This window comes from Micromonospora sp. NPDC049903, from assembly GCF_044460945.1.
Lineage (GTDB): Bacteria > Actinomycetota > Actinomycetes > Mycobacteriales > Micromonosporaceae > Micromonospora.
On the sequence record NZ_JBITKL010000017.1, the window covers coordinates 26,199 to 52,142 of the forward strand.

General features: G+C 71.2%; 20 protein-coding genes, 2 pseudogenes and 1 riboswitch. Of the genes and pseudogenes, 7 read left to right on the forward strand and 15 right to left on the reverse strand.

The features are described 5' to 3' along the window. Positions 1–14 precede the first annotated feature (14 nt). Positions 15–401 carry a RidA family protein gene (locus ACIBO1_RS22930; protein WP_396749957.1) on the forward strand — a complete coding sequence of 129 codons (387 nt, stop codon included), beginning with the start codon at positions 15–17 and terminating at the stop codon, positions 399–401. Positions 402–473: 72 nt separating this feature from the next. On the opposite strand, the gene ACIBO1_RS22935 is transcribed toward ACIBO1_RS22930, so the two are convergent. Continuing rightward, positions 474–1,364, reverse strand: coding sequence for an NmrA/HSCARG family protein (locus ACIBO1_RS22935; protein WP_396749803.1), 891 nt, complete (start codon positions 1,362–1,364; stop codon positions 474–476). An 87-nt stretch (positions 1,365–1,451) separates the two neighbouring features. Here ACIBO1_RS22935 and ACIBO1_RS22940 point away from each other — a divergent pair, with 87 nt between their 5' ends. Further along, positions 1,452–1,988, forward strand: a complete 537-nt coding sequence (locus tag ACIBO1_RS22940) for a TetR/AcrR family transcriptional regulator (RefSeq protein WP_396749805.1) — start codon at positions 1,452–1,454, stop codon at positions 1,986–1,988. A gap of 37 nt (positions 1,989–2,025) precedes the next feature. Here ACIBO1_RS22940 and ACIBO1_RS22945 read toward each other — a convergent pair. The 3 genes and pseudogenes from ACIBO1_RS22945 to ACIBO1_RS22955 all read right to left on the reverse strand — a co-directional run. After that, a pseudogene (locus tag ACIBO1_RS22945) lies at positions 2,026–2,154 on the reverse strand (aminoglycoside phosphotransferase); the annotation flags it as partial. 51 nt (positions 2,155–2,205) lie between these two features. Then, positions 2,206–2,715: a sigma-70 family RNA polymerase sigma factor gene (locus ACIBO1_RS22950; protein ID WP_396749807.1), complete on the reverse strand. Its 510-nt coding sequence runs from the start codon at positions 2,713–2,715 to the stop codon at positions 2,206–2,208. Between the two features lie 77 nt (positions 2,716–2,792). Then, positions 2,793–5,552: an ATP-binding protein gene (locus ACIBO1_RS22955; RefSeq protein ID WP_396749809.1), complete on the reverse strand. Its 2,760-nt coding sequence runs from the start codon at positions 5,550–5,552 to the stop codon at positions 2,793–2,795. Between the two features lie 85 nt (positions 5,553–5,637). Here ACIBO1_RS22955 and ACIBO1_RS22960 point away from each other — a divergent pair, with 85 nt between their 5' ends. Continuing rightward, positions 5,638–8,505: an AfsR/SARP family transcriptional regulator gene (locus tag ACIBO1_RS22960; RefSeq protein WP_396749811.1), complete on the forward strand. Its 2,868-nt coding sequence runs from the start codon at positions 5,638–5,640 to the stop codon at positions 8,503–8,505. 19 nt (positions 8,506–8,524) lie between these two features. Here ACIBO1_RS22960 and ACIBO1_RS22965 read toward each other — a convergent pair whose 3' ends face one another. Continuing rightward, positions 8,525–8,863, reverse strand: coding sequence for a hypothetical protein (locus ACIBO1_RS22965; protein ID WP_396749813.1), 339 nt, complete (start codon positions 8,861–8,863; stop codon positions 8,525–8,527). 534 nt (positions 8,864–9,397) lie between these two features. Here ACIBO1_RS22965 and ACIBO1_RS22970 point away from each other — a divergent pair. Next, positions 9,398–10,099, forward strand: coding sequence for an alpha/beta fold hydrolase (locus ACIBO1_RS22970; RefSeq protein WP_396749815.1), 702 nt, complete (start codon positions 9,398–9,400; stop codon positions 10,097–10,099). Between the two features lie 62 nt (positions 10,100–10,161). Beyond that, entirely contained in the window at positions 10,162–10,998 is an 837-nt protein-coding gene (locus tag ACIBO1_RS22975) for an alpha/beta fold hydrolase (protein ID WP_396749817.1), read from the forward strand. A 104-nt stretch (positions 10,999–11,102) separates the two neighbouring features. On the opposite strand, the gene ACIBO1_RS22980 is transcribed toward ACIBO1_RS22975, so the two are convergent. The 3 genes from ACIBO1_RS22980 to ACIBO1_RS22990 form a co-directional block, all read right to left on the reverse strand. After that, complete coding sequence (locus tag ACIBO1_RS22980; RefSeq protein WP_396749819.1) at positions 11,103–12,941, reverse strand: hypothetical protein; 1,839 nt, start codon at positions 12,939–12,941, stop codon at positions 11,103–11,105. Further along, positions 12,934–13,467, reverse strand: a complete 534-nt coding sequence (locus ACIBO1_RS22985) for a hypothetical protein (protein WP_396749821.1) — start codon at positions 13,465–13,467, stop codon at positions 12,934–12,936. Before ACIBO1_RS22985 ends, ACIBO1_RS22980 begins: the two co-directional genes overlap by 8 nt. A gap of 137 nt (positions 13,468–13,604) precedes the next feature. Then, positions 13,605–14,558: a cyclase family protein gene (locus tag ACIBO1_RS22990; protein WP_396749823.1), complete on the reverse strand. Its 954-nt coding sequence runs from the start codon at positions 14,556–14,558 to the stop codon at positions 13,605–13,607. Between the two features lie 191 nt (positions 14,559–14,749). Further along, positions 14,750–14,868: riboswitch (SAM riboswitch) on the forward strand. Positions 14,869–14,919: 51 nt separating this feature from the next. Here ACIBO1_RS22990 and ACIBO1_RS22995 point away from each other — a divergent pair. Further along, positions 14,920–16,148, forward strand: a pseudogene (locus ACIBO1_RS22995) (aminotransferase class V-fold PLP-dependent enzyme). Between the two features lie 20 nt (positions 16,149–16,168). Here ACIBO1_RS22995 and ACIBO1_RS23000 read toward each other — a convergent pair. From ACIBO1_RS23000 to ACIBO1_RS23020, 5 genes are read right to left on the reverse strand one after another with little or no spacing between them, the layout of a single operon-like run. Beyond that, positions 16,169–18,013 (reverse strand): GMC oxidoreductase, encoded by a 1,845-nt coding sequence (locus tag ACIBO1_RS23000; protein WP_396749959.1) that lies wholly within the window; start codon positions 18,011–18,013, stop codon positions 16,169–16,171. 2 nt (positions 18,014–18,015) lie between these two features. After that, the gene (locus ACIBO1_RS23005) at positions 18,016–19,092 is read right to left on the reverse strand and encodes a hypothetical protein (RefSeq protein WP_396749825.1); all 1,077 of its coding nucleotides are present in this window, start codon (positions 19,090–19,092) and stop codon (positions 18,016–18,018) included. 16 nt (positions 19,093–19,108) lie between these two features. Beyond that, positions 19,109–19,930, reverse strand: a complete 822-nt coding sequence (locus ACIBO1_RS23010; RefSeq protein WP_396749827.1) for an ABC transporter permease — start codon at positions 19,928–19,930, stop codon at positions 19,109–19,111. Then, the gene (locus ACIBO1_RS23015) at positions 19,927–20,751 is read right to left on the reverse strand and encodes an ABC transporter permease (RefSeq protein WP_396749829.1); all 825 of its coding nucleotides are present in this window, start codon (positions 20,749–20,751) and stop codon (positions 19,927–19,929) included. Before ACIBO1_RS23015 ends, ACIBO1_RS23010 begins: the two co-directional genes overlap by 4 nt. Continuing rightward, positions 20,748–21,764, reverse strand: coding sequence for an ATP-binding cassette domain-containing protein (locus tag ACIBO1_RS23020; RefSeq protein WP_396749831.1), 1,017 nt, complete (start codon positions 21,762–21,764; stop codon positions 20,748–20,750). The genes ACIBO1_RS23015 and ACIBO1_RS23020 overlap by 4 nt, the downstream gene beginning before the upstream one ends. Before the next feature lie 173 nt (positions 21,765–21,937). Here ACIBO1_RS23020 and ACIBO1_RS23025 point away from each other — a divergent pair, with 173 nt between their 5' ends. Continuing rightward, entirely contained in the window at positions 21,938–22,831 is an 894-nt protein-coding gene (locus tag ACIBO1_RS23025) for an aminoglycoside phosphotransferase family protein (RefSeq protein ID WP_396749833.1), read from the forward strand. Here the strand turns inward: ACIBO1_RS23025 and ACIBO1_RS23030 are convergent. Together ACIBO1_RS23030 and ACIBO1_RS23035 are read right to left on the reverse strand one after the other, a co-directional pair. Next, positions 22,820–24,127, reverse strand: a complete 1,308-nt coding sequence (locus ACIBO1_RS23030; protein WP_396749835.1) for a protoporphyrinogen/coproporphyrinogen oxidase — start codon at positions 24,125–24,127, stop codon at positions 22,820–22,822. The two genes, ACIBO1_RS23025 and ACIBO1_RS23030, sit on opposite strands and share 12 nt — an antisense overlap. A gap of 43 nt (positions 24,128–24,170) precedes the next feature. Continuing rightward, positions 24,171–25,838: a thiamine pyrophosphate-binding protein gene (locus ACIBO1_RS23035; protein WP_396749837.1), complete on the reverse strand. Its 1,668-nt coding sequence runs from the start codon at positions 25,836–25,838 to the stop codon at positions 24,171–24,173. Positions 25,839–25,944: the final 106 nt, after the last annotated feature.

Genomic DNA, 25,944 nt, shown 5'->3' on the forward strand with positions numbered 1-25,944 from the left:
GTGTGGTGCCCGGCATGGCCACGCCGCGCGGCCGCTTTCCGCACGTCAAGGTCGCCGGCGACCTGATCTTCGTCTCGGGTACGTCCAGCCGACTGCCGGACAACACGATCGTCGGCGCCGCAGCGGACCCGATGGGCGTCACCGACCTCGACATCCGCGCGCAGACCCGGGCGGTCATCGACAACGTCCGCGACATCCTGCGCTCGGTCAGCGCCGACCTCGACGACCTCGTCCAGATCACCACCTACCTGGTCAACATGAACGACTTCGGCGGCTACAACGAGGTCTACGCCGAGTACTTCGACGAGACCGGGCCCACCCGCACCACCGTCGCCGTGCACCAGTTGCCCCATCCGCACCTGCTCATCGAGATCCAGGCGGTGGCCCGACGACCGTCCTGACCTCGACCGGGCGGGTGACCTCGTCGGGCTTGCCGGGCCGGCCGTCCCGCAGCCGGCCCGGCACCCGAGCGGTCAGGTGAGGGTGCGGCGGGCCCAGGTGCGGAAGTCCGTGGTGGGCAGGCCGAGCGCCTGGGCGATCTCCGGTCGAGCGGGGGTGCCGTTCTCATTGATCTGCTCGACGACCTTGACCATGAACGGCGGCAGGCCGCGCGTGACCGCTTCCTGCGGGGTGAGGACCGGCGCGGTGACGGCCCGGCCGGTGACCTCGCTGAGGATCGCGGCGACCTCGGTCATGGTGCGCATGTCACCGGCGAGTTCCACCTCCTTGCCGTCCAGCGTGCCCGGTCCGGTGAAGGCGGTCGCCGCAGCCGCACCGATGTCGTCCACGGCGATCCAGGCGATGCGGGTGTCCTCGGCGAAGCCGGTGACGATGGTGCCGCTGGACGCGTCGCCGAACAGGAAGGACTTTTCCAGCAGGTTCTCCATGAAGGTCGCGGGCTTGAGGACGGTCCAGCGGGCGAACCCGCTGCTGCGGACCAGTTCGTCGATTCCTGCCTTGCTCTCCCAGTAGTGCCGGTCCCAGCGGCCCTCGGCCCAGCCCGGCTGGTTGCGGTGGAAGTCACCGGCACCGGCGACGCTGCTGTGGACGAACTGCGGCACCCCGGCCCTGCGGGCGGCCTCGACGAGGTGCCGCCCTCGGCGCAGCTCGGCATCGCCCTGCAGATCGGTGAGATCCGGGAAGGGGATGGAGAAGACGCCGTCCGCTCCGCGCGCTGCGGCGAGGAGCGAGGCGGGATCGTCCAGGTCGCCCCGGACCAGTTCGGCTCCTCGGTCGCGGAGGGCGAGTGCGGCCGCGCTGGTGGTGTCGCGGACCAGGGCGCGTACCGCGACGCCCCGGTCGAGCAGTGCCCGGGCGGTCGATCCGCCCTGCTTGCCGGTGGCGCCGATGACAAGGACGGCCATGTCTCCTCCTCGGAACAAATGGGGTGGCACCCCACTTCCTGTCGGTTACGATATGGGGGGACACCCCACTTATTCAAACGGCAGGCGATGAGAGCTGACGCACAACGCAACCGCGCGCTGATCGTCACGGCGGCCAGCGAGGCGGTCGCCCGGGACGGCGCGTACGCGTCGCTGGAGGAGATCGCCCGAGCCGCCGGCGTGGGCTCGGCGACCCTGCACCGGCACTTCCCGTCCCGCTGGGCGCTGCTGGAGGCGGTCTTCCACGACCGGGTCGAAGCGCTCTGCACCCGCGCCGGGGAGCTGTCGACCGGGCCGGACGCCCGCCAGGCACTGACGACCTGGCTGTGCGAGCTGGCGGTCTACAGCACGACCACGCGCGGCCTGGTCACCTCCCTGCTCAAGGCGCCACCGGAGAGCGAGTCCTGTTCCGCGATGCTCGTGGCGGCCGGTGAACCGCTGCGGCGACGAGCCGCCGAGGAGGGGACAGTGCGGGCCGACGTCGAGATGATCGACCTGGTGACCCTCGTCAAGGCGATCGCACTGGCGGCGGAATCGACGAGCGCGGCCGAGGCGGAGCGGCTGGTGCGACTCGCCCTGGAAGGAATCAGCCCGTCCCGGCAGTGAACCCACGCAGAGGGTGGCGACGCCGCGTGGTGTCGCGTCAGATCGCGGCCAGGGCTTTGGTGACGTTCCACTCGGCGAGGTCCCGCATCCACTGGCCATTCGGGAAGTCGGTGTCCGCTATCCGAAGGGGTCCCTCGATCAGCGACAGGACCTGAGCGAGCCGGTAGACACCCTTCTTGCTGCCACCGGTCAGGCCACCCCGGAAAGCCGCGGCCGTTCAGGCGTTCATCAGTGAATGGCGCAGATGTCGTATGGCGTAATGGGCGCGCGACTTCACGGTCCCGGCGGGAATGCCGAGCGCGGCGGCGGCCTCGTCGATGGAATGCCCATGCACGTACAGTTCCAACAGGACGGACCGGTGGGTCGCGCCGAGTTCACCGACTGCGCGCCGCAGCGTGAGCGACGCGATCGCCGTCTCCGCCGCGTTGACCGGGTGCGCGAGGTCCGCCTCGGCGAGGCCGACCTCGACGGGCCGTCTCTGCCGTCTGCGGTACGCGTCGATCGCGAGACGCCGAGCGACGGTGAACAGCCAGCGCCGTTGCGGCTCGGGGCCCGGGGGCATCTGGTCGAGGCTGCGCCAGGCCCGGAGCATCGTCTCCTGTAGCAGGTCCTCGGCGGAGCAGGGTGACCCCGGTGGTGTCAGCCTCCGCAGGTAGTGCAGCAGCACGCCACCGTTGTCGCGGTGTAGTTCCCGCATGAGATCCTCGGTCGCGGTGACTGTCGACATCGAATTCCCCGTCCGTTCCCAGAGCGTCCGGAGAAGCCTACGAGTGGCCTGTTAATTTCTACTGCATTGTCATTCGATTATCCTCTTTGCTGCTCGGGTAATTGCGCGGAAAGGGCGTCGCGCAGTCCCGCTCGCGCCGTTATGCCGAGCTTCGGGAAAATGCGATAGAGGTGGGCGCCGACCGTGCGATGGGAGATATAGAGGCGCTCGGCGATCTGCTTGTTGGTCAGGCCGCCGGCAGCCAGTCCGGCGATCTCCAGCTCCTGACTGGTGAGACCGGCGAGACCGACTGTCGACTGCTCCGCGACGACCGGCCGGTAGCCGGTGGCGCGCAGCTCGGCCGTGGCGCGGGCCAGCCACGGCTCGGCGCCCATGGCGGCGAAACCGTCGCGGGCGGCGAGGAGATGGGTGCGGGCGGCCGACGGATCCCGATGGCGGCGCAGCTTCTCGGCGTAGGCGAGCCGGATTCGCGACGCCTCGAACAGCCAACGCTCGGTAGCCGGGTCGTCAAGGGTCTGCGTGAGTCGAGCACCGGCGTCGTCGCTGTCGAGCACGAGCGCGTCGACGCCGTGCTGCAACAGCGTCATGCGGCTCGACAGGGCGGCCACGTCCGCCTCGCGCATGGCGTCGGCGTGTGCCCGGGCCTCCGTCATGCGCCCGGTGCGGACGGCGGCCTCCACCAGGTCGAACATCAGATAGGTGCAGTTCGGCACGTACCGGGCGAGGACACCGGGAGAACTGGAGGCGGCGGCGTGCCGGTACGCGGACTCGAAGTCGCCCTGTGCGGCGGCGGCCAGCGTACGCGGGTGATGGGCGATGGCCGCCGCTCCCGCGACCCCGCGCGGCAGCGCCCAGTGGGTGATCTCGTCGGCCAGCTCGAAGGCTTCGCCGGACCGGCCCCGGCCGGCCGCGACGATGGCCCGGTTGTACAGGAAGTACCACGTCAGGAACACCAGACCGCTGTCGCCGCACACCTGCTGCGCCTCGACGGCCAACGCCTCCGTCTCGTCCCACCGGCCGGTGAGGAAACCGTCCAGGCAGAGATGCATCATGGCGGCCAACTGCCGCCGTGGCGCCCCGCCGTCGCGTCCCTGCCGCACGAGCCGCCACGAATACTCACGGTTCTCGCCCAACCGGTCGAGATAGACCGAGGCGGTGCCGATCCGCATGGCCCGGGTCAGATCCTCCTCCTCGGGCAACGACGCGATCAGCGCTTCCAGGTCCGGCAACGCCGCGGCCCCGGTGCGTACCGGATCGGGGAAGGTCCGGCTCAGCACCGACAGGATGTCGGACGGACCCGGCCTGAGCATCCCCAGCAGCCGATCGAACACGGCCCAGTGCTCGGGACTGCCGGCGTACCAGGACAGCAACAGCAGCGTGTGCATCGCCTCGTCGAGCGCCGCATCGTCCGCCCGCCAGCCGTGCTCGCCCGTCTCGATCGCGCCGGCGAGCAGACGGTGTGCGGTGTGCACGTCGCCGTCACCATTGATCATCAGTAGGGCCGCGGCACCGGCGGCGTGCAGCGCACCGGCCGCGTCGACGCTCGTCTGGCGCGACCGGGCGAGCAGGGTGGTCGCGTCGCCGGAGCCACCCGCCTCCGCGCCGATGTACGCCGCCTGCGCCAGTCGCCGTGCGCTGCTCTGCGGAGTGGCGCTCAGCTCGGCCGCGCGCATCAGTGCGGCGATGGCGGCCAGCGCGTCACCACGCTGCATGACACGATGGGCGGCCCGCTCCAGCTCTGCCGCCACCGCCTCGTCGGGCCCGGCGGCGGCTGCGGCAAGGTGCCAGCTCCGACGTTCCGGATCGCCCGGCAACGCCCCAGCGATGGCCAGGTGAGCCCGACGCCGCTCCTCGTGCGTGGACGACGCCACGATCGCCGACTGGATGAGGGGATGCCGGAAGGTGATGCGACCGGTCGCGTCGTCGACCCGTACCAGTTGGGTTCGTTCGGCCGGTGCCAGATGGGTGAGGTCGGTCATGCCGCGCAGGACGCGAAGCTCGCCGCTGCCCTCGAACGTGGCGAGCAACAGCAGCAGGCGGCTGGGCTCGGGCAGACCGGCGATGCGGTGGGCGAAGCCGGCCTGGAGCCGGTCGCTGAGCGGCACCACGTCCGTGAACGTCGAAGGCTGCGCCGGACCGGCCAGGGTCGCCGGCAGTTCGACCAGGGCCAGCGGGTTGCCCCGGGCGAGGTCGAGCAGGCGTCGCCGGGAACGCGGCGCCATGGTGGGGAAGTGCGAGTCCACCAGCCGGGTGGAGGCTTCGGTGCTCAGCGGCTCGACGGCGACCTCGGTGAGGCCACGGCGGTCGAGGAAGGTCTCGGTGCCGGTCCGGAAGGCGGCGATCACGCCGACCGGTGACCTCGCCACCCGTCGGGCGATGAAGCCGAGCGCGACGGCGCTGGACCGGTCGACCCACTGCACGTCGTCCACGATCAGCAGGACGGGCGCCTTCTTGGCGACGGTGGTGAGCAGGGACCGGGCGGCATTGCAGACCAGTAGCGCCGCAGGCGTCGGGCCGGAGCCGAAACCGAGCGCGACGGTGAGCGCGTCGCGCAGCGCCGGGGGCAGCCGCCGAATCTCGGCGTACAGCGGCAGCAGTAGTTGGTTGAGCGAGGAGTAGCTGACGTCCGCCTCGAACTCGGAGCCGGACGCCCGCAACACCTGCAAGCCGGCCGCCTCGCCCAGGTCCGCCGCCGCGTCCAACAACGCCGACTTGCCGACACCGGGCTCGCCGTGCACCAATCGGACATCCCCGTCGCGCTGCACCGACTCCAGGAAGCGGCCGATGCACGCCAACTCCCGCTCACGCCCGAACAACAGCTCATGTGATGACGTCACACCGAGCACTACGACCGTGGGCGGCCAAGGTTCAGTCGCCTCGCTGACAGCTCTAAGCTGGGAGCGTGATCATAGACCGCTCGCAATGCTGATGAGGTCCGAGAATCCGCAGGACGGTCCGCTCGTACGCTTCGCGGTGCTGGGGCCGGTGCAGGTGTGGCGCGGCGCAGGCGAGGTCGACCCGGGCTCACGCCAGCAGCGTCTGATCCTCGCCCTGCTCCTGGCGCGGGCCGGTCGCCCGGTCGGCATCACGGACTTCGTCAAGCTGTTGTGGGGCGAGCGGCCACCCCGGAGCGCGGTGAACATCGTGCACCTCCACCTGGGCACCCTCCGTCGGTTGTTCGAACCCGGCCTGCGCCCCCGGGCCCCCGGCCGATGGCTCGTCGGCGACGCGGCCGGCTACCGCATGGTGGTCGACGCGGACGGGCTGGACCTGCTGCGCTTCCGCGACCTGGTGGGCCGGGCGCGGGCGGCCGACGATCCCGCCCAGGCGTTGACGACCTACGTGGAGGCACTGCACCTGTCTCGCGGGCCGTGCGGCGGCGCACCGGACCTGCTCGACCATCCCGTCGCCGACTTCGAGGCGGTGGACAACGAGTACGCCGACGTGGTCGGCGAGGCCACCGACCTGGCACTGCGTGCCGGAACGGCCCGACTGGTGCTACCGATGCTGCGGCGCGTCGCCACGCAGCGCCCACTGGACGAAGCCGTGCAGGCCAGGTTGCTCCGCACGCTGTCCGAGGCCGGGCAGCAGGCCGAGGCCGTCTCTCTGTACCAGGAACTCCGCAGCCGCCTGTCCGACGATCTCGGAATCGATCCGGGCCGGGAGCTCCAGGAGGCGTACCGGACCGTGCTGCGGCACGGTGTCGACGCGACACCGTTGCCCGCACTGCCCGACGAGGGCCCGCCGCCGGGCGACTCCTTCGTCAGCCCGGCCCAGCTACCGCCGGATCTGCCCCACTTCACGGGCCGCCGGGACGGTCTGCGCCGGGCGCTGGCGCTCATCCACGGCCGCGCCGCCGCCGGTGCCCTACGTATCATGGTCTTCGAGGGCATCCCCGGCATCGGCAAGACCAGCCTGGCGACCCGTCTCGCCTACCAACTGACCGACGAGTTCCCGGACGGCCAGCTCTACGCCGACCTCAGAGGTCTGGACCGGGACGCCGCGTTGGCCCCGGGAGAGGTGCTGCACTCGTTCCTGCACGCGTTGGGCATCCGTGGTCCGGACATCCCTGCCGGCGACCTGGCCCGATCCGGGCTCTACCGCAGCGTCCTCGCGGAGCGTCGGGTACTGATCGTCCTGGACAACGCCCGCGACGCCGACCAGGTCCGGCCGTTGCTGCCCGGTGCTCCGGGAAACCTCGTTCTGGTCACCAGCCGCCACTGCCTGTCCGGTCTCGCCGCGACACACGGAGCGGACGTGCTCGCGCTCGACGTCCTGTCGGACGACGACGCGCGCGAGCTGCTGGTCTCCCGCGTCGGCACCGCGCGTGCCCTGGCCGACCGGCAGGCGCTGGACGAGATCGTCGAGCGCTGTGCGGGACTTCCGTTGGCACTGGCCCTGGTGGCCGCCCGGACCCTGGCCCGCCCGGGACACCGGTTGTCGGCCGTCGCACGCGAGCTGCGCGACGCCCAGGGCAGCCTCGACGGATTCGACGTCGGCGATCCCGACAGTGACCTGCGCGCCATCTTCTCCTGGTCTTATCGGAGCCTCAGCCCGTCGGCCGCCCGTCTCTTCCGTCTGTTGGCCCTGCATCCGGGCCCGGACGTCACGCTTCCGGCGGCGGCGAGCCTGGCCGGTCTCGCGGTGCCGGGGGCCGGCGAGGTGGTCGACGAGCTGTTGTGGAGCAGGCTCATCACGGAACGTCGGCCCGGTCGGTACGGCGCCCACGATCTGATCGCCGCGTACGCACGGGAGTTGCTGCACGAGAGCGACTCCGACGCGGAAAGCGACGCGGCAGCGGACCGTCTGCTCCGCTATCACCGGCGGGCCGCCTACGCGGCCAACCGCTACCTCAACCACGAGATCGACGCGGATCCGCCCGCCGCGCAGGAGGGCGTCGTCGACGAGAACCCGCAGGACGCCCGCGAGGCCGCCGAGTGGTTCGCCGCCGAACGTGAAGTGCTCAAAGCCGTGATGCGTCAGGCCATCGACCGAGGCCGGGTGTACGACGCCTGGCAGCTCGAACTCACGGTGCAGGGCTTCTACCAGCGTGACGGCTGGTGGCAGGAGTGGGCGACCGTGGTCCGCGAATGCCTGGAAGCGGCCGAGAGCGCCGGTGACGCGAACGGTGCGGCGAACATGCTGCGCAGCCTGGCCGGAGCGCACTTCTCCCTCGGCGACAGCGCCTCCGCACTGACCCTCCTGGAACGTGCTCTTGTGATCTTCGTCGAGTTGGGCAACGCGTCCCGCGAATCGCTGACGCTGCGCAATCTCGGCGAGGTCAGCTTCGCGGTCGGTGACTACGACCGATCCGTCACCTGTCACCACGAGGCGCTGCGGATCGCCGAATCGCTCGGCGAGCAGGTGTCCCAGGTGGATGTGCTGTGCCGTCTCGCCGACACGCAGTACGAGCTCGGTGATCGCGCGGAGAGTTTCGAGACCATCGGCCGTGCGTTGGCGATGAGCGAGCAACTCGCCAACAGTGCCCGCCGCAGCGAGTGCCACCTGCGGCGCGCGAACCTCCATCTGCGCGAGCGGCGGTACGCCGAGTCCCTAGCGGACTGGACCGCGGCCGACGAGCTGTCCACCGCCGTCGGCGGCCGGGTGCTCATGGTCCGGGCGAAGCTCGGCCTGGGGGACACCGCCTATGCGCTGGGGGACTGGCACGCCGCCCGGACGGCGTGGCTGGCGGCGCTGAGCCTGAGCAACGAAGCGGATCGACAACAGCAGGCCGCCATCCGACGCCGCCTGGATGTAAGGAAGGGCCCCCTGCTAACGCCTGGTGTATAGCAGGGGACCCCTCCTCACCTCAGAACGAGTACGCCCGGAAGGACTGGTACTTGCCGGCGGGGAAGGTCCGGAACGTGCCGAGGTTCCACTGGAGTCCGGTGCAGTTGGGCCCGCTGAACGCGCTGACCTGCTCGACGATACGTTCTCCGGTGAGCGAGGCGGCGGTCGGCGGCATGGCCAGGCAGGTGCCGTCGGGCTCGGCGACGTGCAGCAGCAGCGTCGCGAACGTGCCCTCGAAGATGCTCAGTCCCGAGGGCGGGACGTCGACGGCGGCCTGCGCGGGCTGAGCGAACAGACCGACCGTCGCGGCGATGCCGGCCACGGTCAGCCCCGCGACGGTACGAATTCTCCGGCCCATGGTGTTGCCTCCCTGGATCGAGGTCCGTGTGGCGTGGTGTGGGTGCGCCACGGTCAGCTTGTCGCGGGAACACCGGGACCGGCAACGGTGCTGATCGATGACTATCGTGACAGAATTTGATGGTCACCTGCGTGAACTTCCTGCGGCCGCGCACGTAGCCCACCCGTCCATCACGCGGTGTTGCGCCGGAACCACGACTGGCGGCACGGTGGGAGACCCGACCGTCCTCGCCTGACGGGGCGGCGAGCCCGGACCACTGAGGCGGCGCAGCGTGCCGGGACATCCGTCGAACGACTTAACCGAACCGTGGGCCGCCCTCGACTGACGGGCGTGTGTCGGTGAGTCGTGCTCGCCGGCAGCAACCACCGAGAGCGGACTATCCCGGCGAAAGGACCCGTCGTCCCGGGTCTCTTCCGCCCCGCGCCGACCTCCACGGCAGGCGGATGACTGATTCGGCGAGCGGCCCGCAAGCCGATCGTGGATTCGTCAACGGTCGCCGTAGAGCCGCCACCATCCAGGTCGAGGAGACACGTCATGAAGCCCACCATCGTTTTGATCCACGGCGCCTTCGCCGATTCCGCCAGCTGGAACGGCGTGATCAGTCGCCTGCAGGCCGCGGGACACCGCACCATCGCGGCCGGGAATCCGCTGCGCAGCCTCTCCGGGGACGCCGCCGCGGTTGCCGACCTGCTGGCCACGATCGACGGTCCGATCGTGCTGGTCGGCCACTCCTACGGCGGCGCGGTCGCCTCCAACGCCGCGACCGGCAACGACAACGTCAAGGCCCTCGTCTACGTCGCCGCGCTGGCCCCGGACAAGGGCGAGAACGTGCCCGACCTGACCGGAAAGTTCCCCGGCGCCACCCTCGGCGAGCACCTCTACCAGGTGCCTCTGCGCGACGGCACCGCCGACGTCTACGTCCGCCCGGAGAGCTACCACGAGCACTTCGGCGCGGACCTCACGGCGGAGCAGGCGGCCCTGGACGCCGCCACCCAGCGGCCGTTCAACACCACCGCCCTCAACGAGGGGTCCGGCGAGCCGGCCTGGAAGACGACCCCGTCCTGGTTCGTCTCACCGGAACGGGACCTCGCCATCCCGATCGAGGTGTTCCGCTTCATGGCCGAGCGCGCCAACGTGCGGGAGGCCGTGGAGGTGGCCGGCGCCTCGCACGCGCTTCCGGCGTCGCAGCCGCAGGCGGTGGCCGACGTCATCCTCCGCGCCGCCGCTTCCGTCTGACCACTCCGTCCGTACCCGAGACCCGGCCCGCTCGGGCCGCTCCCGATCGAGAGGATCCACCCATGAAGATCAACCTTCCGTTCCTGTCCAGGCGCATCGCTCCGTGGACGGCCGTCGCCGCCGGTGTGGCGGTGGCCGCGCTGGTCGCCGGCTCCGCGCAGGCGGTGGCGGGGCACCGACCCTGGGCCAAGCCCACGGTGGTGCTGGTCCACGGCGCGTTCGCCGACTCGTCGAGCTGGAACGGCGTCATCACGCACCTGAAACGGGACGGCTATCCGGTGGTCGCCGCCCCGAATCCGCTGCGCGGCCTGCACGCCGACGCCGAACACCTGCGCAGCGTGCTGGAGAGCGTGCGGGGCCCGATCGTGCTGGCCGGTCACTCCTACGGCGGATCGGTGATGAGCGAGGCCGCCGACGGCGACACCGACGTCAAGGCACTGGTCTACATCGCGAGCTTCGCCCCGGAGCAGGGGGAGAGCACCTCGGCTCTGGCCGCGAAGTTCCCCGGCGGACAACTGGGCCCGGCCCTGGACTCCGTGCCGGTGTCGATCCCCGGCGCTGGCACGGGCACCGACCTCTACATCAAGCAGGACCAGTTCCGGCGGGTGTTCGCGGCCGACGTCCCACAGAAGGTCACCGACCTGATGGCCGTCACCCAACGACCGATCACCAGTGCCGCGCTCGACGACACCGCCACCCGGACGGCGTGGAAGTCCATCCGGTCCTGGTTCATGGTGACCACGCAGGACCTGGCCATCCCCGCCGACTCGATGCGCTTCATGGCCAGGCGGGCCGGGTCGCACACCGTCGAGATCACGGCCTCGCACGCGGTCACGGTCTCGCAGCCGAAGCCGGTGGCCGACCTGATCGACACGGCGGCCCGCGCCACCACGCGCTGACCGGTCCATGCTGTTCGCGATACCCGTGCAGTCCGGCGGTGCGCTGAGGTCAGCGCGCCGCCGGCCGCGTGCCGGGCGGCACTGCCGAGGTGGGGCCGCCCGGCTCAGCTGCGCAGGAAGGTCACCCGCTCGGCGGTCTCGGTGAGTTGCAACGCGAGATCGTCCGAGCCGAGTTCGGTGGGGTCGTCCCCGAGCGCGTCGGCGATCGCCGCACCCAACCCGGCCACCGGTACGGTCCGCAGCGCGCCCAACGGCAGCGGACCGACCGGCGTCGGGGTGGCCGTCACGCCACCCAGGGCTCGCAGCGTCTTGCCGATCGTGCCTTCGCTGAGCTGCTCGACGGCGAGGTGCTGACCCTCCGGCGGCTGGTGCAGGTCCAGCCGGGCAAGCTCTCCCTCAAAGAGGCAGAGCAGGATGTCCGGCGTCAGCCGTGCGGTGCGCCAGGGCGTCAACCCCCGGGTGCCGGCCGGGTCGGCGTACGCGTCGACGAGCAGCCCCGGGTAGCCGGGCACGATGGCCGACCGGATCAGCGCCCCGGTGACCGTCGGATACTCCAGCGGCGGCGGATCGTCGGCGTCCCGCTGCGCGTCGGCCGGACCGAGCCGCCCGATGCTGGTCGCGCCGTCGACGAGGTGACGGATCCAGCGTTGGTCGAGACCGACGAAGCGGATGCTCTCCACCGGGAGCAGCTTCTCGTCGGGCAGCAGATAGGGCAGGGGCACACCGTCCAGTTGCGCGAGGTTGCGCAGCCAGGTGAGCAGGCCCTCCGGCATGTCGGTGTCCGCCGCCGGGACGGCCAGCGGGTAGTCGACCGGAACGGTCTGCTTGGCGGCGATGTCCCGGCGACGCCGCCAGGCGTAGAGGCTGCTGCTGATGTCGGTGCTGCGCAGCGCGAGCAGGCGACCGAGCTGCCACGCCGCGGCGTGGCTGACGTCGAACATGCCGACGTCGGTGTGCAGCCTCAGCAAGGCGTCCGCGCTGCGGGCCGGGGTGACCGGCTCTCCGTCGGTCGCCCCGGTGCTCAACGGTCCCCGGTACCAGCCGATGCTGCGGCCACCCTGGCGCAGCCGGTGCCGCAGCGGCACCAGCCCCTGGGCCAGGAACCCGTTCGCGGTCGCGTTGCCCACGTCGGGCAACCGCAGGTCGCCGCCGTCGGAGGCCAGATCCCGCACCAGCCCGGGAAACGAGTGGTCGGCGCTGACGCAGGCGAACCGCCAACTGGCCAGGCTCACCAGCGGCACGGTGGAACCGCCGGTGCCACCCCTGCCCGGATGCGGCAGGTCGAGCCCGGGGGCACCGAGTCCGTCGGCCCGGAACCGGTGTTCCAGCGACACCAGGTGCACCGTGCTGGTCGTACCGGCGCCGGGCAGTCGGTTGCCGACGACCACCGCCGCGTCGGGGTCGGCATCCGACCCGGTGCCACCCCGGACGTGGGCCAGCAGCCGCAGCTCGGCGTACGCGGGCATCAGGCTGGTCAGCAGAGCGGCGGGTACGTCGATCACGGTCACCGGGTCGTCGGCGGAGTCGTGTCGCTCCAGGACGGTCGCCTGCTCGGGCAGTCTGCCCTCCCGGGTCAGCGCCCCCACCGTGGTGGTCCGTGGCTGCGGCTTCTCGTCCTCGTCGAAGAGCAGCAGCGCCAACCACGGCGGACGGTCGTCGCCGCCCCCGCCCGGATCGCGTTCCCAGGGCAGCGACGGTCGGTCGAGCACCACGTGCGGCAGCACGTTGCCGTGATCGCCCAGGCTGCCGTCGGGCGGGAAGACCGCGCGGATCGCGGTCGGTGGCAGGGCGAACCGGTCGCCGCCGACGCTGAACCGGCGGCTGGTGCCGAACGACTCCGTCGCGGAGCCGACCGCGACCGCCTGGGTCACGGTGATGTCGTAGTCGCCGGCCTCCAGCGCCGGGCGGCGGTGCGCGGCGAACGTGACGGTGTTGTCAGACATGAGCGGCCACCCGGGGGATCTCGTGGAACTGGCTGATGTCGAAGCCGGTCAGGTCGACCGACGCGTCGGGCAGCAGGTCCGTCAGCAGTCCGGCCCGGGCAGCAGTCACGGTGGGCGCCGTCATGCTGCCGACGATCAGCTTCGCGCGTTCGGCGTCGCTGCCGTCGAGATCCGCCACCGCCGCCGGGGCACGCAGCCGGATCGCGTCGGAGACCTCGAACAGGGCCGTGTCGGCCTGCACCGCGCTCCGGTCCAGCCACGCCGGCTCGGGCGTCGCCGTCGGGCGGGGTGTGATGGTGTACCCGGTCAGCAGATCCGGCGTCAGCGCCGGGTCGGTCGGCGACGGGGTGAGCCGGCCACCCCACAACGCGTTCGGCAGCCGCTTGACCACCGGCTGGTAGTCGAACTGGTCCTCGGCCGGGACGCCGTCACGGGTGATGGTGATCCGGTGGGTGGCGGTCGCGTTCCCGACGGCCACCCCCATCGGGCCGACCCCGAACCGGGTGCTGCCCGAGTCGGCCGGCAACGCCGCCTCGGCCGTGCCGGTGCCGCGTCTGCCCCTGCTGCTCGGGACGCTGCAACCGTGCGGACACCGCGTCGGATTCGCGTCTTGTCCCGTGCCGCGACCCGCACACGAGCCGGTCGAGGCCAGGCCCGCTGCGGTCAGAACGTGGCGATCGGGTTGACCGGGCTGCCGGACGTCCCGGCCAGGCGGATCGGCGCGACGGCGAGCTGGAAGTCCCACTGACCGAGGTCGGCGGCGGTCGTCGCGCACGCCTCCAGGTCGCAGTTGTCGAGCAACCACAGACCCATCGCGACGAGGCTCACGGCGTGCACCGGCATCAAGACGTCGTCGTATCCCGACGGCTGGACATCCTGCGGAGTGTCCGCGCCGATCAGTGCGACCTGGCGCTCGTGCAGCCACGGCAGGCAGGACGCGTGCCAGCCGGCCTGGGTGACACCGCCGGCCGTACCGCCCTCGTGGCGGACCCGGCCACGGCCGGTCCGCAACAGCACCGCGTCGCCGGACCCCACCCGTACGCCCTGCCGGCGCTCGGCCTCCTCGAGATCCTCGGGGAACACGACCTGCCCCGGCTCCCACGATGGCACGTCCCGGGCCCTCGCCACGTCGAGCAGGACACCACGGGTGACGATCCCGTTCGCCGCCGCCGTGACGGCCGCCCACGCCGACCCCGTCGCGGCGTCCACCAACGCGTGCGACCGCCCGTTGTACATCACGCCGTCCCAGAAGATGTGACACGGCGAGTCGAGGTGGGTGACGGTGTTGCCGTGGAACGAGAGGCTGAGCCGCTCGGACGAGAAGCCCCAGCGCCGGTCGGCGTGGAAGGCGGGCGGCATGTTCTCGGCACCCGGCATGTCGGCGGCGCACGGGCACGCCGTCGTCGACCGCTCCATCTCTCCCGGCACGGCGACCTCCCACGCGCACGACACGCTCCGGCCGTGGCGTACGGCCCGCGCCGCCGCCAACCGGACGTCGTCGATGATGTGGTTGAGCGTGCCGAGTTCGTCGTCGTCGCCCCACCGACCCCAGTTCGACAGCGTGTCGAAGTACCCGAGCACGTCCTCCTGGGTCGGCACCGGCCGCTCTGCCGTCATCGAAGCATCGACTCCTCCGGTCACGCGGTCGCCGGACACCGCAGGCAGGCTATCCGGTCCCTCCCGCACACCTGCCACACCGCGCCGGGAGGGACGACTCAGTGGACCGTCCGGTGTCGTACGAACAGGGACGTGCCGGGTGCGCGAAGCGCTCTGGCGGAGGCGCTCGCCGGTGTGGCAGCATCGGCAGCGGTCATGAGTGTCAGCGTCAAGGCCCCGGCCTGCTGACCGGCAACCCTCGTACATCCGCGGTGGGGTGCCTCCGGGTGAGGACCAGGCCGTCGGCGATCGCCGGCGGCAAGCGCGGACCCACACGGGTCCACCGTCACGAAGGACCAGTGTGCCCACGATCGCTCCTGCCGTGCTCGGCGACGACCTTCCCGTCCGGCTCTCCGACGGCACCACCGTCGCGTACGCCAACCTCGACTACGCCGCCACCGCACCCTGCCTCACCGCGGTCGCCGCCGCGGTCACCGAACTGTTGCCCTGGTACGCCAGCGTGCACCGGGGCGCCGGCGCCGCCTCGCGCCGATGCACGCTGGCATACGAGCAGTCCCGCCAGACCGTCGCGGACTTCCTCGACATCCGGCCGGACGACCACGTGATCTTCACCCGGAACACCACCGACGCGATGAACCTGCTCGCCCGGGCCCTGCCACCGCACACCACCGTGGTCACTGGGCCGGCGAACACCACGCGAACCTCCTCGCCTGGCCGAACGTGCACCGACTGCCGGTGCCCACCGACCTGCCCGAGGTGACGTCCGAGCTGACCCGTGCACTGGCCGACCTGGGCAGCGGGCGGCCGGTGCTGGTGGCGGTCACCGGCGCGTCCAACGTCACCGGAGAGGTCTGGCCGATAGCCGAGATCGCGGAGATCGCGCATCGGCACGGCGCGCGGATCGTCGTCGACGCCGCCCAGTTGGCCCCGCACCGCGCGGTCTCCATGGCCGACGCCGACATCGACTACCTGGCGCTGTCCGGGCACAAGCTGTACGCGCCGTTCGGCGCGGGAGTCCTCGCCGGCCGCGCCGACTGGCTCGACGCCGCCGACCCGTACCTGTCCGGTGGCGGAGCCACCAGACACGTCGGCGACGAGCCCGCCGAGGTGCAGTGGCAGACCGGCCCGGCTCGCCACGAGGCCGGCACACCGAACCTGCTGGGCGCGGTGGCGCTCGCCGCCGCATGCGCCACGATCTCCGCCGCCGCGCCGGACGTACTCGCCCGCCACGAGCAGGAGCTGCTGACCCGGCTGCGCGACGGGCTCGGCGCCCTGCCCCAGGTGGCGGAGCTGCGCACGTTCGACGCCGACCACGACCGGGTCGGCATCGTCAGCTTCACCGTCGCCGACCGGCAGGCGACCGACATCACCCACCGGCTCTCCGCCGAGCACGGGATCGGCGTACGCGACGGCTTGTTCTGCGCCCACCCGCTCACCCGGAAGCTGCTGGCCGGCGCGGCCGAGCGGCTCGGCCGTCCGACCGACGGGTACGCGATCCGGGCCAGTATCGGCATCGGCACGACCGCCGAGCACATCGACCGGCTTTTGCACGGGCTACGCGAGGTCGTGACCTCGGCCCCGGAGCAGTAAGCCTTTCCCGCGGGGTGCCGTCAGGTGCTGAGGTGGGCGGCGAGGCGCAGGGCCAGCGCCGCCAACGTCAGCGTCGGGTTGGCCGCCGGTGAGTTGGGAAAGACGGACAGGTCGCAGACGTACAGGTTGCGGTGGCCGACGACACGCAGGTCCTCGTCGACCACCCCCGGCCGCTCCCGGCCCGGTGTGCCGCGACCCATCCGCATGGTGCCGACCTCGTGCGATACGCCGCCGAGCGGAGCCCAGAGCTGCTCGTACACCTCGCCGCCGAAGGCGGACACGACGTCGGCGGTGATCTTGTCGAGGGTGTCCTGGACCTGGTGGGCGCGCGGGCTGGGATGGATGCGGATGGTGGGCAGCGCGGCGGGCTTCACGCCGTCCGGCCGGGTCTCGGTCCGGGTGACGGCGTTCTGCTCGACCAGCGGCGCCTCGACCATGAACACCAGCTCGCCCGGCATCTTCCCGTCGACGGTGGCCAGGTTCGCGCTGGTGAACTCCAGGGCGTTGACGAAGCGGAACTGGTTGAGGTTCGCACCCAGGTCCAGCGTGACGCTGTACGGATGCGCGGGGTCGGTGTCGGTGACGTCGGTGAGTTGCCGGGAGACGGTCTTGCTGGAGTCGAAGCGGCTGTACCAGTCCCCGCCCTGCCGCACCCAGAACTTGACCACGTGGATCGGGTGGTCGGTGATGCCGCGCCCGACCAGCGGATTGTCCTCGGCGAGGCCGGACGACTGCGCGACGGCGGCAGTGCCGACCGTGCCGGCGGCCAGCACCACCACGCCGTCGTCGGCCAGTCGGTAGGTGCGGTCCCGGCCGGTCAGGTGGTCGTACGCGACCACGCCGGTGACCTCGCCCGCCGCCCGCTCGACCCCGACCACCTCGTGGTTCAGGTGGACCCGCAGGTTGCCGAAGCGATCGTCCTGCATGGCCCGGCTGAGCAGCAGTTCGGCCGCCGACCAGATACCCGCAGGCACCGCCCCGGGGACCGGGCCGTAGTACTCGATCGCCATCGGCGGATCGAAGTGCCGGAACTCGGCCAACGCGGGCAACTCCCGCAGCCTCGCCTTGACCATCGTCTGGTAGGACGACGGGACCAGGGGAGTGACGCGGGTCAGTTGCTCCGCGCGGTCGTACCAGACGTCGCACAGCTCGTCGCGGACCGTCTCCGGCCAGTCGCGGAACTCCCAGCGGTGCATCCGGGGTGCCGAGGCTCCCCAGAAGAGGGTCCGGCCGCCGAGGTTGAAGCCCTGGGCGATCCGCGCCCTGGCGCTCTCGGCGTCGGCAGCCCGCCAGCGGCGTCGCCCGAAGGCACCCCAGTGGTGAAAGATGTTGGGGTACACGTCGGGACCGACCGGTTGGTACCGGGCCAGGTTGCCGGTGTGCGTACCGAACAGATAGCTGCCGGCCTCCAACAGCAGGACGCGCGGTGGTCGGCCGCCCCGCCACGACGTCTCGGCGAGTTGGTACGCCAGGGTGCCGCCGCCGGCGCCGGAGCCGACGACGATGACGTCGTAGCGCTGGTCGGAGTCCGGGTCGCCGGGGAAGAAGTGCCGGGCGACGTGCGTCTCGCCGACGAGGATGTCGTGGTGCCGTGCGAAGTGGACCCGCCCGTCGAGGCGGCAGGTCGGGGCGGTCAGGTCGGCGGCGGTCAGGTGCAGCGGCCCGTCGAGCTGGGGGTCACCGCCGAGAACGACGACGACGTCGACGCCGTCGGGATGCGCCGCCGGATCGAGCGTGGTCGTCCATTCTCCGGACGGCTCGTCGTACCGGAAGTCCTGCGTGTCGCCGCCGACGATCCGCAACCGGAGGTGGTCGTCCGGCCGCAGCGCCGGCATCCGCAGGACCACCGTGCACACCGCGTCCATGCTCACGCCCTGTCACCCCCTCTCGCTCCCGCCGGCATGCCCTCGCGGCTGTGCCGGTGATCCGTGTCCGACTGCCGCGTCCGATGGCGCCGGATTTCCTCGACGGCCTGCCGCAGCACCCGCACCTCGGTGTCGAAGATCCGCTCCAGGCGCGGCATGGCCTCCTCGTCGAACCGGGAGGACCGTCCCTTCTGCTCGTGCCACAGCATCCCGTTGCGCAACGCCACCGCGTCGGTCTGCATCGCACGGCAGTCGTCCACCAGCGGGGCCAGTGCCGGGGCGAGTTCGGCCAGGCGGACGAACCGCTCCGTCATCAGCCGCTTGTGCTCCCACAACACGTGCAGGTACCGGATGTCGTACGCCGCATCGCCGGTGAGGTAGTCGCGCAGATATCCCCGGATCGGCGCGTAGGAGTCGACACCGTACGCCCGGTCCCACTCCTCCTGGAGCATGTCGACCCGGCTGCTCGGATTGGCGCCGGACAGGTACTCCTCGAACGCGCCGCCCACCACGTGCAGCCGCATCCGATAGCTGGCGTCCGGTCGTAACCGGTAGAAGTAGACCTGGAAGCAGTCGTTCTCCACCTCGTCCAGGCTCGCGTACGCGCGGGCGACGTCGTCCTGCCCGACCGTGGTGGTCCGCAGCGACCCGTTGGCCGTGTAGCCGTAGACGGTGAAGGTGCCCTCGTCGTCGTCGACGCCGCTGAGCAGCACGTCGTGGGTCTGGTGCCACTGCTGGTAGGGCGCCCGGCCGGGCAGGTGGTGCTCGTCCAGGTTGAGATAGGGGTAGTAGCCGGCGCCGATGGAGTCGCGGCAGAGCGCGACGATGTCCCCGCCGACGCAGGCGACCCACTCGCGGCTGGTCCGGACCACCTCCAGCCACGGACTGATCGCGTGGTCATAGAGATAGAAGCCGAACGGCACCGGTGAGTCCGGCGCCTTGGGGTCGAAGGCGACGTGGATGTAGTTGCTCAGGATCCAGTCCCGGGCCCGTGCCTCGGTGGCCAGGATCGCCAACGGGAAGGCATAGAACTGGTAGCCCCGCGCCAGCGGCTCACCGAGCGGTAGCTGTCTTCTCATGCCGTTGCCTCTCCTCTCAGCTACCGGTCATCTCGTACCGGTGGATGCCCATGCTCCAGATGCCGTAACCGACGCCCAGCGCGCCCGCCGCCACCAGCGGGGTGAGCCACACCAACCGGCCGTCGCCGCCGAGCAGGAACTCCACCGGGATGTACGCGGTGAACGCGAACGGCAGCACCCACGTCAGCACGGACCGCAGCACGCCCGGGTAGATCTCCAGCGGGAACGCGGCGAACTCGGAGAGCTGGTTGGCGGCGTGCATCGCGGGTTGGCTGGTGATCGTCCAGAAGGCGATCGAGGCGAAGACGAGCTTGATCCCGGTGTAGATCAGCGTGCCGCAGACGACCAGACCGGCACCGACCAGGACCATCTCGGCGTCGACGTCCAGGCCCAGCCGCCGGCCCGCGTACCCGAGCAGCGCGAACCCGACCAGCAGCTCACCGAGCGCGTCGGGCCAGAAGAAGCGCTCCGACAGGACGCTGAACAGCGGGTTCACCGGCCGGATGAGGTGCCGGTAGAAGTCGCCACTGCGGATCAGCTGCCAGGCGACCACCCACAGGTAGTCGGTGAAGAGCCGGTCGAGCCCGCGCGGCAGCAGCGCGAAGCCGAGCAGGAACAGCACCCTGTCCAGGGACCAACCGCCGACCGTGGGCACCAACTGGAAGATGCTGCCGATCAGCAGGACCTGGACGCCGACCCGGAGCAGGAAACCGACGCCGCCGAGCAGGAAGTCGGTGCGGTACGCCACCAGTCGCCGGAGGCTGACCCCGCCGAGGAACCAGGTCAGCCGCGCGTAGCGCAGCGGGGAACGGCGCGGCGCGCGACCGGGGCGGGTCATCCGCCGAGCACCTGTACGCGTCGGACGAACACCCGCCACAGCAGCGCGCACGCGCCGGCGAGCAGCACCGCCCAGCCCACCTGCCCGGCCAGGATGGCCGCCGCGTCGGGCGCGCCGTCGTACCGGCCGGTGAGCAGGCGGACCGGCGCGTACACCATGGACTGGAAGGGCAGGACCGAGGCGACGGCGGCCAGCGGTGCCGGCATCAGGTCGAGTGGTACGAGCTGACCGGCGAAGAACACCACGACGCTCTCCTTGACGATGCGGATGCCCCAGATGTTGGTGGTGACGATGCCGCAGAGCCCGACCAGCATGTTGAGGCTGAACGCGATGACCACCGAGGACGGCACCGCAGCCAGGAACAGCAGCAGGTCCACCGGGGCCGGGGACTGTAGGGGGAAGAGCACCGCAAAGATCAACAACGTGGGCAGGCCCACCATCAGCAGATTCGTGATCAGCACCGGCAGGGCGGTGAAGATCCGCATCACTGGGTAGCTGACCGGACGGATCAGCGCGACGGCGATGTCACCGCGTAGGATGTCCTGCCCGATCTCGCTGTCGACCTGGTTGGCGTGCAGCACACCGAGCACCTGGGCGGCGATCAGATAGGTGGTGATGCCCTCGATCCCGAAGCCGCCGGGGCCCGTGTCGGGGCTGGACGCGTAGACCGCACGCCACAGGAAGACCACCACGGCGGTGCTGGTCGCCGTGGTGGCGAGGCTGACGAAGAAGCTCGCACGGTACTGCAGGGTCGCCTGCAGGCCGCTCACCGCGAACGGCAGGTAGCGGCGCAGACGCAGGGAGGGGACGCCGACCGTCATTCAGCCGTGCTCCGCGCCGGCTGGCGACCACCGTAGATCTCCCGCAGCACCGTCTGCAGGTCCGGCTCCGGCGCGAAACAGTCGGTCACGTCGAAGCGGTGCAGCACCCAGGTGAGTACCTCCCGGGCGGTGAGCCGGTCGACGGGAAAGCTGATCGTCACCCGCCGCTGGTCGTCGATGGAGACGCTGGTGCCGGTCAGCGCCTCCTCGATCCGGGCCGCCACCTGTCCCGGCGACTCGTCTCCCCGGTGGTCGAAGTGCACCGCCCGATGGCGGGCCGTCCGCAGCAGCGCCGCGAGCGTGCCCTGGTGCACGATCCGGCCCTGGTCGACCACCAGTACCTGGTCGCAGATGGCGGAGATGTCACTGATGTCGTGGCTGGTGAGGAAGATCGTCGTGCCGTGTTCCCGGTTGATCTGGTTGGCCAGGGCCCGGACGGCCTCCTTGAGCACCAGGTCCAGACCGATCGTGGGTTCGTCCCAGAAGACCACGGCGGGGGTGTGCAGCAGGCTGGCGGCGATCTCCGCGCGCATCCGCTGACCGAGGCTGAGCTCCCGGATCGGGGTGTTGCCCAGCGCATCGATGTCGAGCACGTCCCGGAACAGCGACAGGTTGCGCCGGTAGGCGGCCTCGTCGATGTCGTAGATGTGCTTGAGGATCCGGAAGGAGTCCGGCACCGACAGGTCCCACCACAGTTGGCTGCGATGGCCGAACACGACACCGATGTTGCCGCTGTTGCGGACCCGCTCGCGGTACGGCTCGATCCCGTCGACCGTGCACCGCCCGCTGGTCGGGGTCGTCACGCCGGTCAGCAGCTTGACCGTGGTGGACTTGCCGGCACCGTTCGCCCCGAGGTACGCCACCCGGGTTCCGGCTGACACCTCGAAGGAGACCTCGTCCACCGCGGTCACGGTGGTGTGACGCCGGCTGAACAGGGTCCGTAGACTGCCCAGCACGCCCGGCTCGCGCTCGTACCGCCGGAACGTCTTGGAGAGCCCCTCCGCCCTGATCACCGCGCGTCGACCCGGCCGTGAACATCCGTCGTGACAGCGGATCGGCCCGGTCGAGTCAGCATTGCCAGACGATATGGGGTGGCCGTCGAGCGGGCAATACCCATTGATCGTCGTTCCCGGTCGTGGGTGACCGGCGTGAATTGGTTGATCACGCCCTCTGTTATCGTGACTCGATGCAGGCGGACGCGGTGATCGCGATCGACGAGGCGGAACGGATCGCCCACGCGACCGGGCAACGGGTGGTGGATGCGGTCCGCGTCCGGCGTGGATATTCCAACAACCGACGGTGGCTCGCCCGGCTCGACGACGGCCGCACCGTCTTCGTCAAACACGCCGACGACGAGCCCGGCGCGATCTGGCTGCGCCGCGAGCACGCCGTCTACCGGCAGTTGCACGCGCCGTTCATGCCGGAGCTGCTCGGCTGGTACGACGACGGTGAGCTGCCCGTACTCGTGCTGGAGGACCTCTCCGACTCGACCTGGCCGCCGCCCTGGTCTCCCGAGCAGCTCCGGGCGGTCCGGGACACGCTCGGTGACCTGGCGGCCCGCCCCGCCATCGACGGTCTGGTCCCCGCCTCGCACACCCAGTACGGCCAGGGCGGCTGGCCCGAGATCGCCCGCGACCCGGCGCAGTTCCTGGCGTTGCGGGTCTGTTCCCCGCAGTGGCTGGACAAGTGCCTGCCCACCATTCTCGACGCCGCCGACTTCACCGGCATGGACGGCGACTCGGTCACCCACCTCGACGTCCGCAGTGACAACCTCTGTTTTCGCGGCAGCCAACCGGTGCTGTTCGACTGGAATCATGCCGCCCTCGGCAATCCGCAGTTCGACCTCGCATTCTGGCTGCCCAGTCTCACCCTGGAAGGCGGGCCGCAGCCCGCAGAGGTGCTCACCGAACCCGACCCGAGGGTGGTCACCCTGGTCACCGGCTTCTTCGCCAGCCGGGCCGGTCTGCCGTTCCTGCCGAAGCTGCCGCTGGTCCGCGAGTTCCAGCTGCGCCAACTCCAGGTCGCGCTGCCGTGGATGACCGCGGTGCTGGGGCTGCCCCCGGCGGAGTCAGTCGACTGAGCTGCCGGCCCGGTGCGCCAGGATCTCCTCGGCCCGGGCCCGGCCGCGCAGCACCGCGTCGTCCGAGTTGATATAGAGCCACTCGCCGAACCGGCCCGCACAGTGGATCCGACGCTGCTGGAACTCCGCCAGCAGATGCGCGCGCGCCTCGACGGTCGCCGACGTCTGCACCGGGTACGCCCGAGGCACGGTGACCACACTCGCGGCGCTGACCTGGTCGTCGGCCCCGGCGATGCCGATCCGCCGTAGCGCGGCAAGCACCCGCTCCGACAGGCCCTCCGGGTCGACCCGTTTGTGCGCGGAGAAGCTCACCTCGGCCTGGATGCCGAAGCACGAGCGTGCGCGCAGCTCGGGGTTGGAGTTCGAGTTGAGCACCAGCTTGTGGAACGGGATGTCGGGATCGGCGCAGTACACCCGCTGCATCTCGGTCATGGCCGGCCGGTCGAAGACCAGGTTCACCAGATAGAGGCTGTTGTGGCGCAGTTCGTTCGCGGCGTCCCGGCAGCAGTCGTCGAGACCGTCGGTACGCCGCACCAACTCGTCCAGCGGCATGGTGGAGACGAGGTGGTCGTAGCCGATCGTGGCGCCACCCTCGACCCGTACCGTCGACTCCCCGGGGCGGACCTCCACGACGTCATGCCGCCGGATCCGGTCGCCGACCGTACGCAGGAAGCCCTGGTAGAGGTTGGCGAAGCCGCCGGTGGCGGGATACCGCACGACGGCGTTCGGGAAGTCGGAGAAGCGGTCCGGGCGCAGCGCCCCGCCGACGATCGCCGCCACGTCCGGAGTGACCACCCGGTTGCTGGTCCAGCCCGGCGCGATGTCCGTCAGCGGAAAGGCCCACAGCTTCTCGTTGTAGGGCAGCAGGAAGCGGGCCGCGATACCGGGCCCGAAGGTCAGCTCGATCCACTCCCGTAGGTTCGCCGGTGGCGCGGCGAGCGGTTGCCGACGGGCGGCCTCGTAGAGGCCCACCAGGCACTCCTCCACCACCTCCGACGGTAGCCCGTGCAGGTGGCTCTGGAAGGGGTACCGGACGAAGGTGTCGTGGCTGTGCACCCACGCCTCGCGGGGCTGCGCGAACACCCCCGGCTCGCAGAGTTGCTCGACCAGGTCCCGGACGTAGTCGTGCTTGGTGAAGAAGGCGTGCCCACCGAGGTCGAAGGTGGCGCCCCCCAGGTCGAAGGAGCGACAGAGGCCACCCGGCTCGTCCTCCGACTCCAGGACGGTGTACTCCTCGTCGCCGAGGTGATAGGCCGCTGACAGACCGGCCGGTCCGGCTCCGATGATGACGATCATGTGTCTCGTCCCTCCTGCCCGACCGGTGCCGGCCGTCGTCTCGTCATGGCTGCCACCGGGGCTTGCGCAGGTAACCGTCGGGCGAGGCGATGGCGAGCTGGAACCAGCCGGAGACCAGGGTCGGGTCGAGCCGGCAGTCCAGGACGTACGGCCCCTCCGGGCGGGCGATCCAGTCCCGGATCGCCACCAGGTCGGAGACGTCCCGGACCACCGTCCCGGCCGCCCCCAACGCCCGGCCGACGGCGGCGAAGTCGGTGGTCGGGAAGAGCGCGTCGGTGATGGGCAGGCCGCGCATCTCCAACTCCCGTGCCTCCGCGCCGTAGGCGCTGTCGTTGAGCACCAGCAGCAGGATCGGCAACCGGTGGCGGACCGCCGTCTCCAGCTCGCCGAGGGCCATCAGCGCGCCGCCGTCACCGACGGCGGCGACCGTGGGGGCGTCGGGACGGCCCACGGCGGTGCCGACGGCGGTCGCCAGACCCAACCCGATCGACTCGAAGTCGAACGTGCTGACCCGTGCCCGGGGCGCGGCCACCCGCAGGTGACCCACCGCGTTCCCGGCCGCGTGGCTGCTCTCCTGCACCACCGAGCGGTGCGCCGGCAGCCAGGCGTCCAGTGTGGACAGCAACTCGGTGAGGTCGACGAAGCCGGGTGCCGGCGCGCCGGTCGCGGGTGCCGGGGACGGCGGCGGCGGGTCCCACGGGCCGGTCCGGAACCCGGTGGCCCGGTGTCCGCCGCGCCGCAGTTCGGCGGCGAGGGATCGGGCGGTGGCAGTGGTGTCCCCGGTCAGCCGGACGGTGACCGGAGCCGAGGCGCTACGCCGGGGATCCAGCTCGCAGTGCACGATCTCCCGCACCTGCGGGAAGAGGTGCCCGCCCCGGGTGGTGTACCGGTCCAGCCCGGTGCCGAACGCGATGATCGTGTCCGCCGTCGCACTCAGCTCGGCGGCGTACGCGGTGCAGTGCGCGCCGAGCAGTCCCACGTTCCACGGCTCACCGGCGAACAGCCCGTCGGCGTGCAGGGTCGTGCCGAGCACCGCGCCGGCCCGCTCGGCCAGCTCGATCAGCGCCGCCCGGGCCTGCGGCGCGAGCGCGCCACGGCCCGCGACCAGCACCGGTCGACGGCTACGCCGGATCACCTCCACCGCGGCGTCCAGGGCGGCGGCGTCCGGGAGCGGGTGCGGTGCCGGCTCGGGCGGCCCGACCGGTTCGACCAACGTCTCGACCGGCTGGCGTTGCACGTCCAGCGGCACCGTCAACACCACCGGCCGACGCTCGTGCACGGCACGCCGGGCCGCCTCGGCGATCTCCGGGCCGATCCGGTGCGGCGCGTCGAGCCGACGGTGGGCGACCCCGGCCGCGTCGAGCAGCGGCGCCTGAGCCAGGAACTGCCCGTAGTCCCCGTGCGTGGTGACGGTGTCCCCGGCGAACAGCAACAGCGGCGTCTGGCCCCGTGCGCTCTCCAGGATCCCGGTCAGCGCGTTGCTGAAGGCCGGACCGACACTGACCGTCGCGACACCGAGCCGACCGGTGCTGCGCGCGTACGCGTCGGCCATGGTGACCGCGTTCGTCTCGTGCCGCGCACCGATGTAGCCGATCCCGTGCCGGTGCACCATGTCGAGCAGGAAGCCCATGTTGCCCCGGCCCATCAGGCCGAAGACGTGCCGAACCCCGAGCCGGTGGACCGAGGCGGCGATCGCTTCCTGCACCCGCATTCAGGACTCCCTGACATCGAGGCGGACCGGCCGCAGGGCCGTGGGCGGCTCGGCCCGGACCGGGCTCGGAGGTCTTTGCGAAAGACAGATCTCGATATGATTGACC

Excerpts from the sequence above, each read along its gene's own strand:
- ACIBO1_RS22930 (WP_396749957.1), top strand. The coding sequence starts at position 15 with ATGGCCACGCCGCGCGGCCGCTTTCCGCACGTCAAGGTCGCCGGCGAC.
- ACIBO1_RS22935 (WP_396749803.1), bottom strand. The coding sequence starts at position 1,364 with ATGGCCGTCCTTGTCATCGGCGCCACCGGCAAGCAGGGCGGATCGACC.
- ACIBO1_RS22940 (WP_396749805.1), top strand. The coding sequence starts at position 1,452 with ATGAGAGCTGACGCACAACGCAACCGCGCGCTGATCGTCACGGCGGCC.
- ACIBO1_RS22950 (WP_396749807.1), bottom strand. The coding sequence starts at position 2,715 with ATGTCGACAGTCACCGCGACCGAGGATCTCATGCGGGAACTACACCGC.
- ACIBO1_RS22960 (WP_396749811.1), top strand. The coding sequence starts at position 5,638 with ATGCTGATGAGGTCCGAGAATCCGCAGGACGGTCCGCTCGTACGCTTC.
- ACIBO1_RS22965 (WP_396749813.1), bottom strand. The coding sequence starts at position 8,863 with ATGGGCCGGAGAATTCGTACCGTCGCGGGGCTGACCGTGGCCGGCATC.
- ACIBO1_RS22970 (WP_396749815.1), top strand. The coding sequence starts at position 9,398 with ATGAAGCCCACCATCGTTTTGATCCACGGCGCCTTCGCCGATTCCGCC.
- ACIBO1_RS22975 (WP_396749817.1), top strand. The coding sequence starts at position 10,162 with ATGAAGATCAACCTTCCGTTCCTGTCCAGGCGCATCGCTCCGTGGACG.
- ACIBO1_RS22980 (WP_396749819.1), bottom strand. The coding sequence starts at position 12,941 with ATGTCTGACAACACCGTCACGTTCGCCGCGCACCGCCGCCCGGCGCTG.
- ACIBO1_RS22990 (WP_396749823.1), bottom strand. The coding sequence starts at position 14,558 with ATGACGGCAGAGCGGCCGGTGCCGACCCAGGAGGACGTGCTCGGGTAC.
- ACIBO1_RS23000 (WP_396749959.1), bottom strand. The coding sequence starts at position 18,013 with ATGGACGCGGTGTGCACGGTGGTCCTGCGGATGCCGGCGCTGCGGCCG.
- ACIBO1_RS23005 (WP_396749825.1), bottom strand. The coding sequence starts at position 19,092 with ATGAGAAGACAGCTACCGCTCGGTGAGCCGCTGGCGCGGGGCTACCAG.
- ACIBO1_RS23010 (WP_396749827.1), bottom strand. The coding sequence starts at position 19,930 with ATGACCCGCCCCGGTCGCGCGCCGCGCCGTTCCCCGCTGCGCTACGCG.
- ACIBO1_RS23015 (WP_396749829.1), bottom strand. The coding sequence starts at position 20,751 with ATGACGGTCGGCGTCCCCTCCCTGCGTCTGCGCCGCTACCTGCCGTTC.
- ACIBO1_RS23025 (WP_396749833.1), top strand. The coding sequence starts at position 21,938 with ATGCAGGCGGACGCGGTGATCGCGATCGACGAGGCGGAACGGATCGCC.
- ACIBO1_RS23030 (WP_396749835.1), bottom strand. The coding sequence starts at position 24,127 with ATGATCGTCATCATCGGAGCCGGACCGGCCGGTCTGTCAGCGGCCTAT.
- ACIBO1_RS23035 (WP_396749837.1), bottom strand. The coding sequence starts at position 25,838 with ATGCGGGTGCAGGAAGCGATCGCCGCCTCGGTCCACCGGCTCGGGGTT.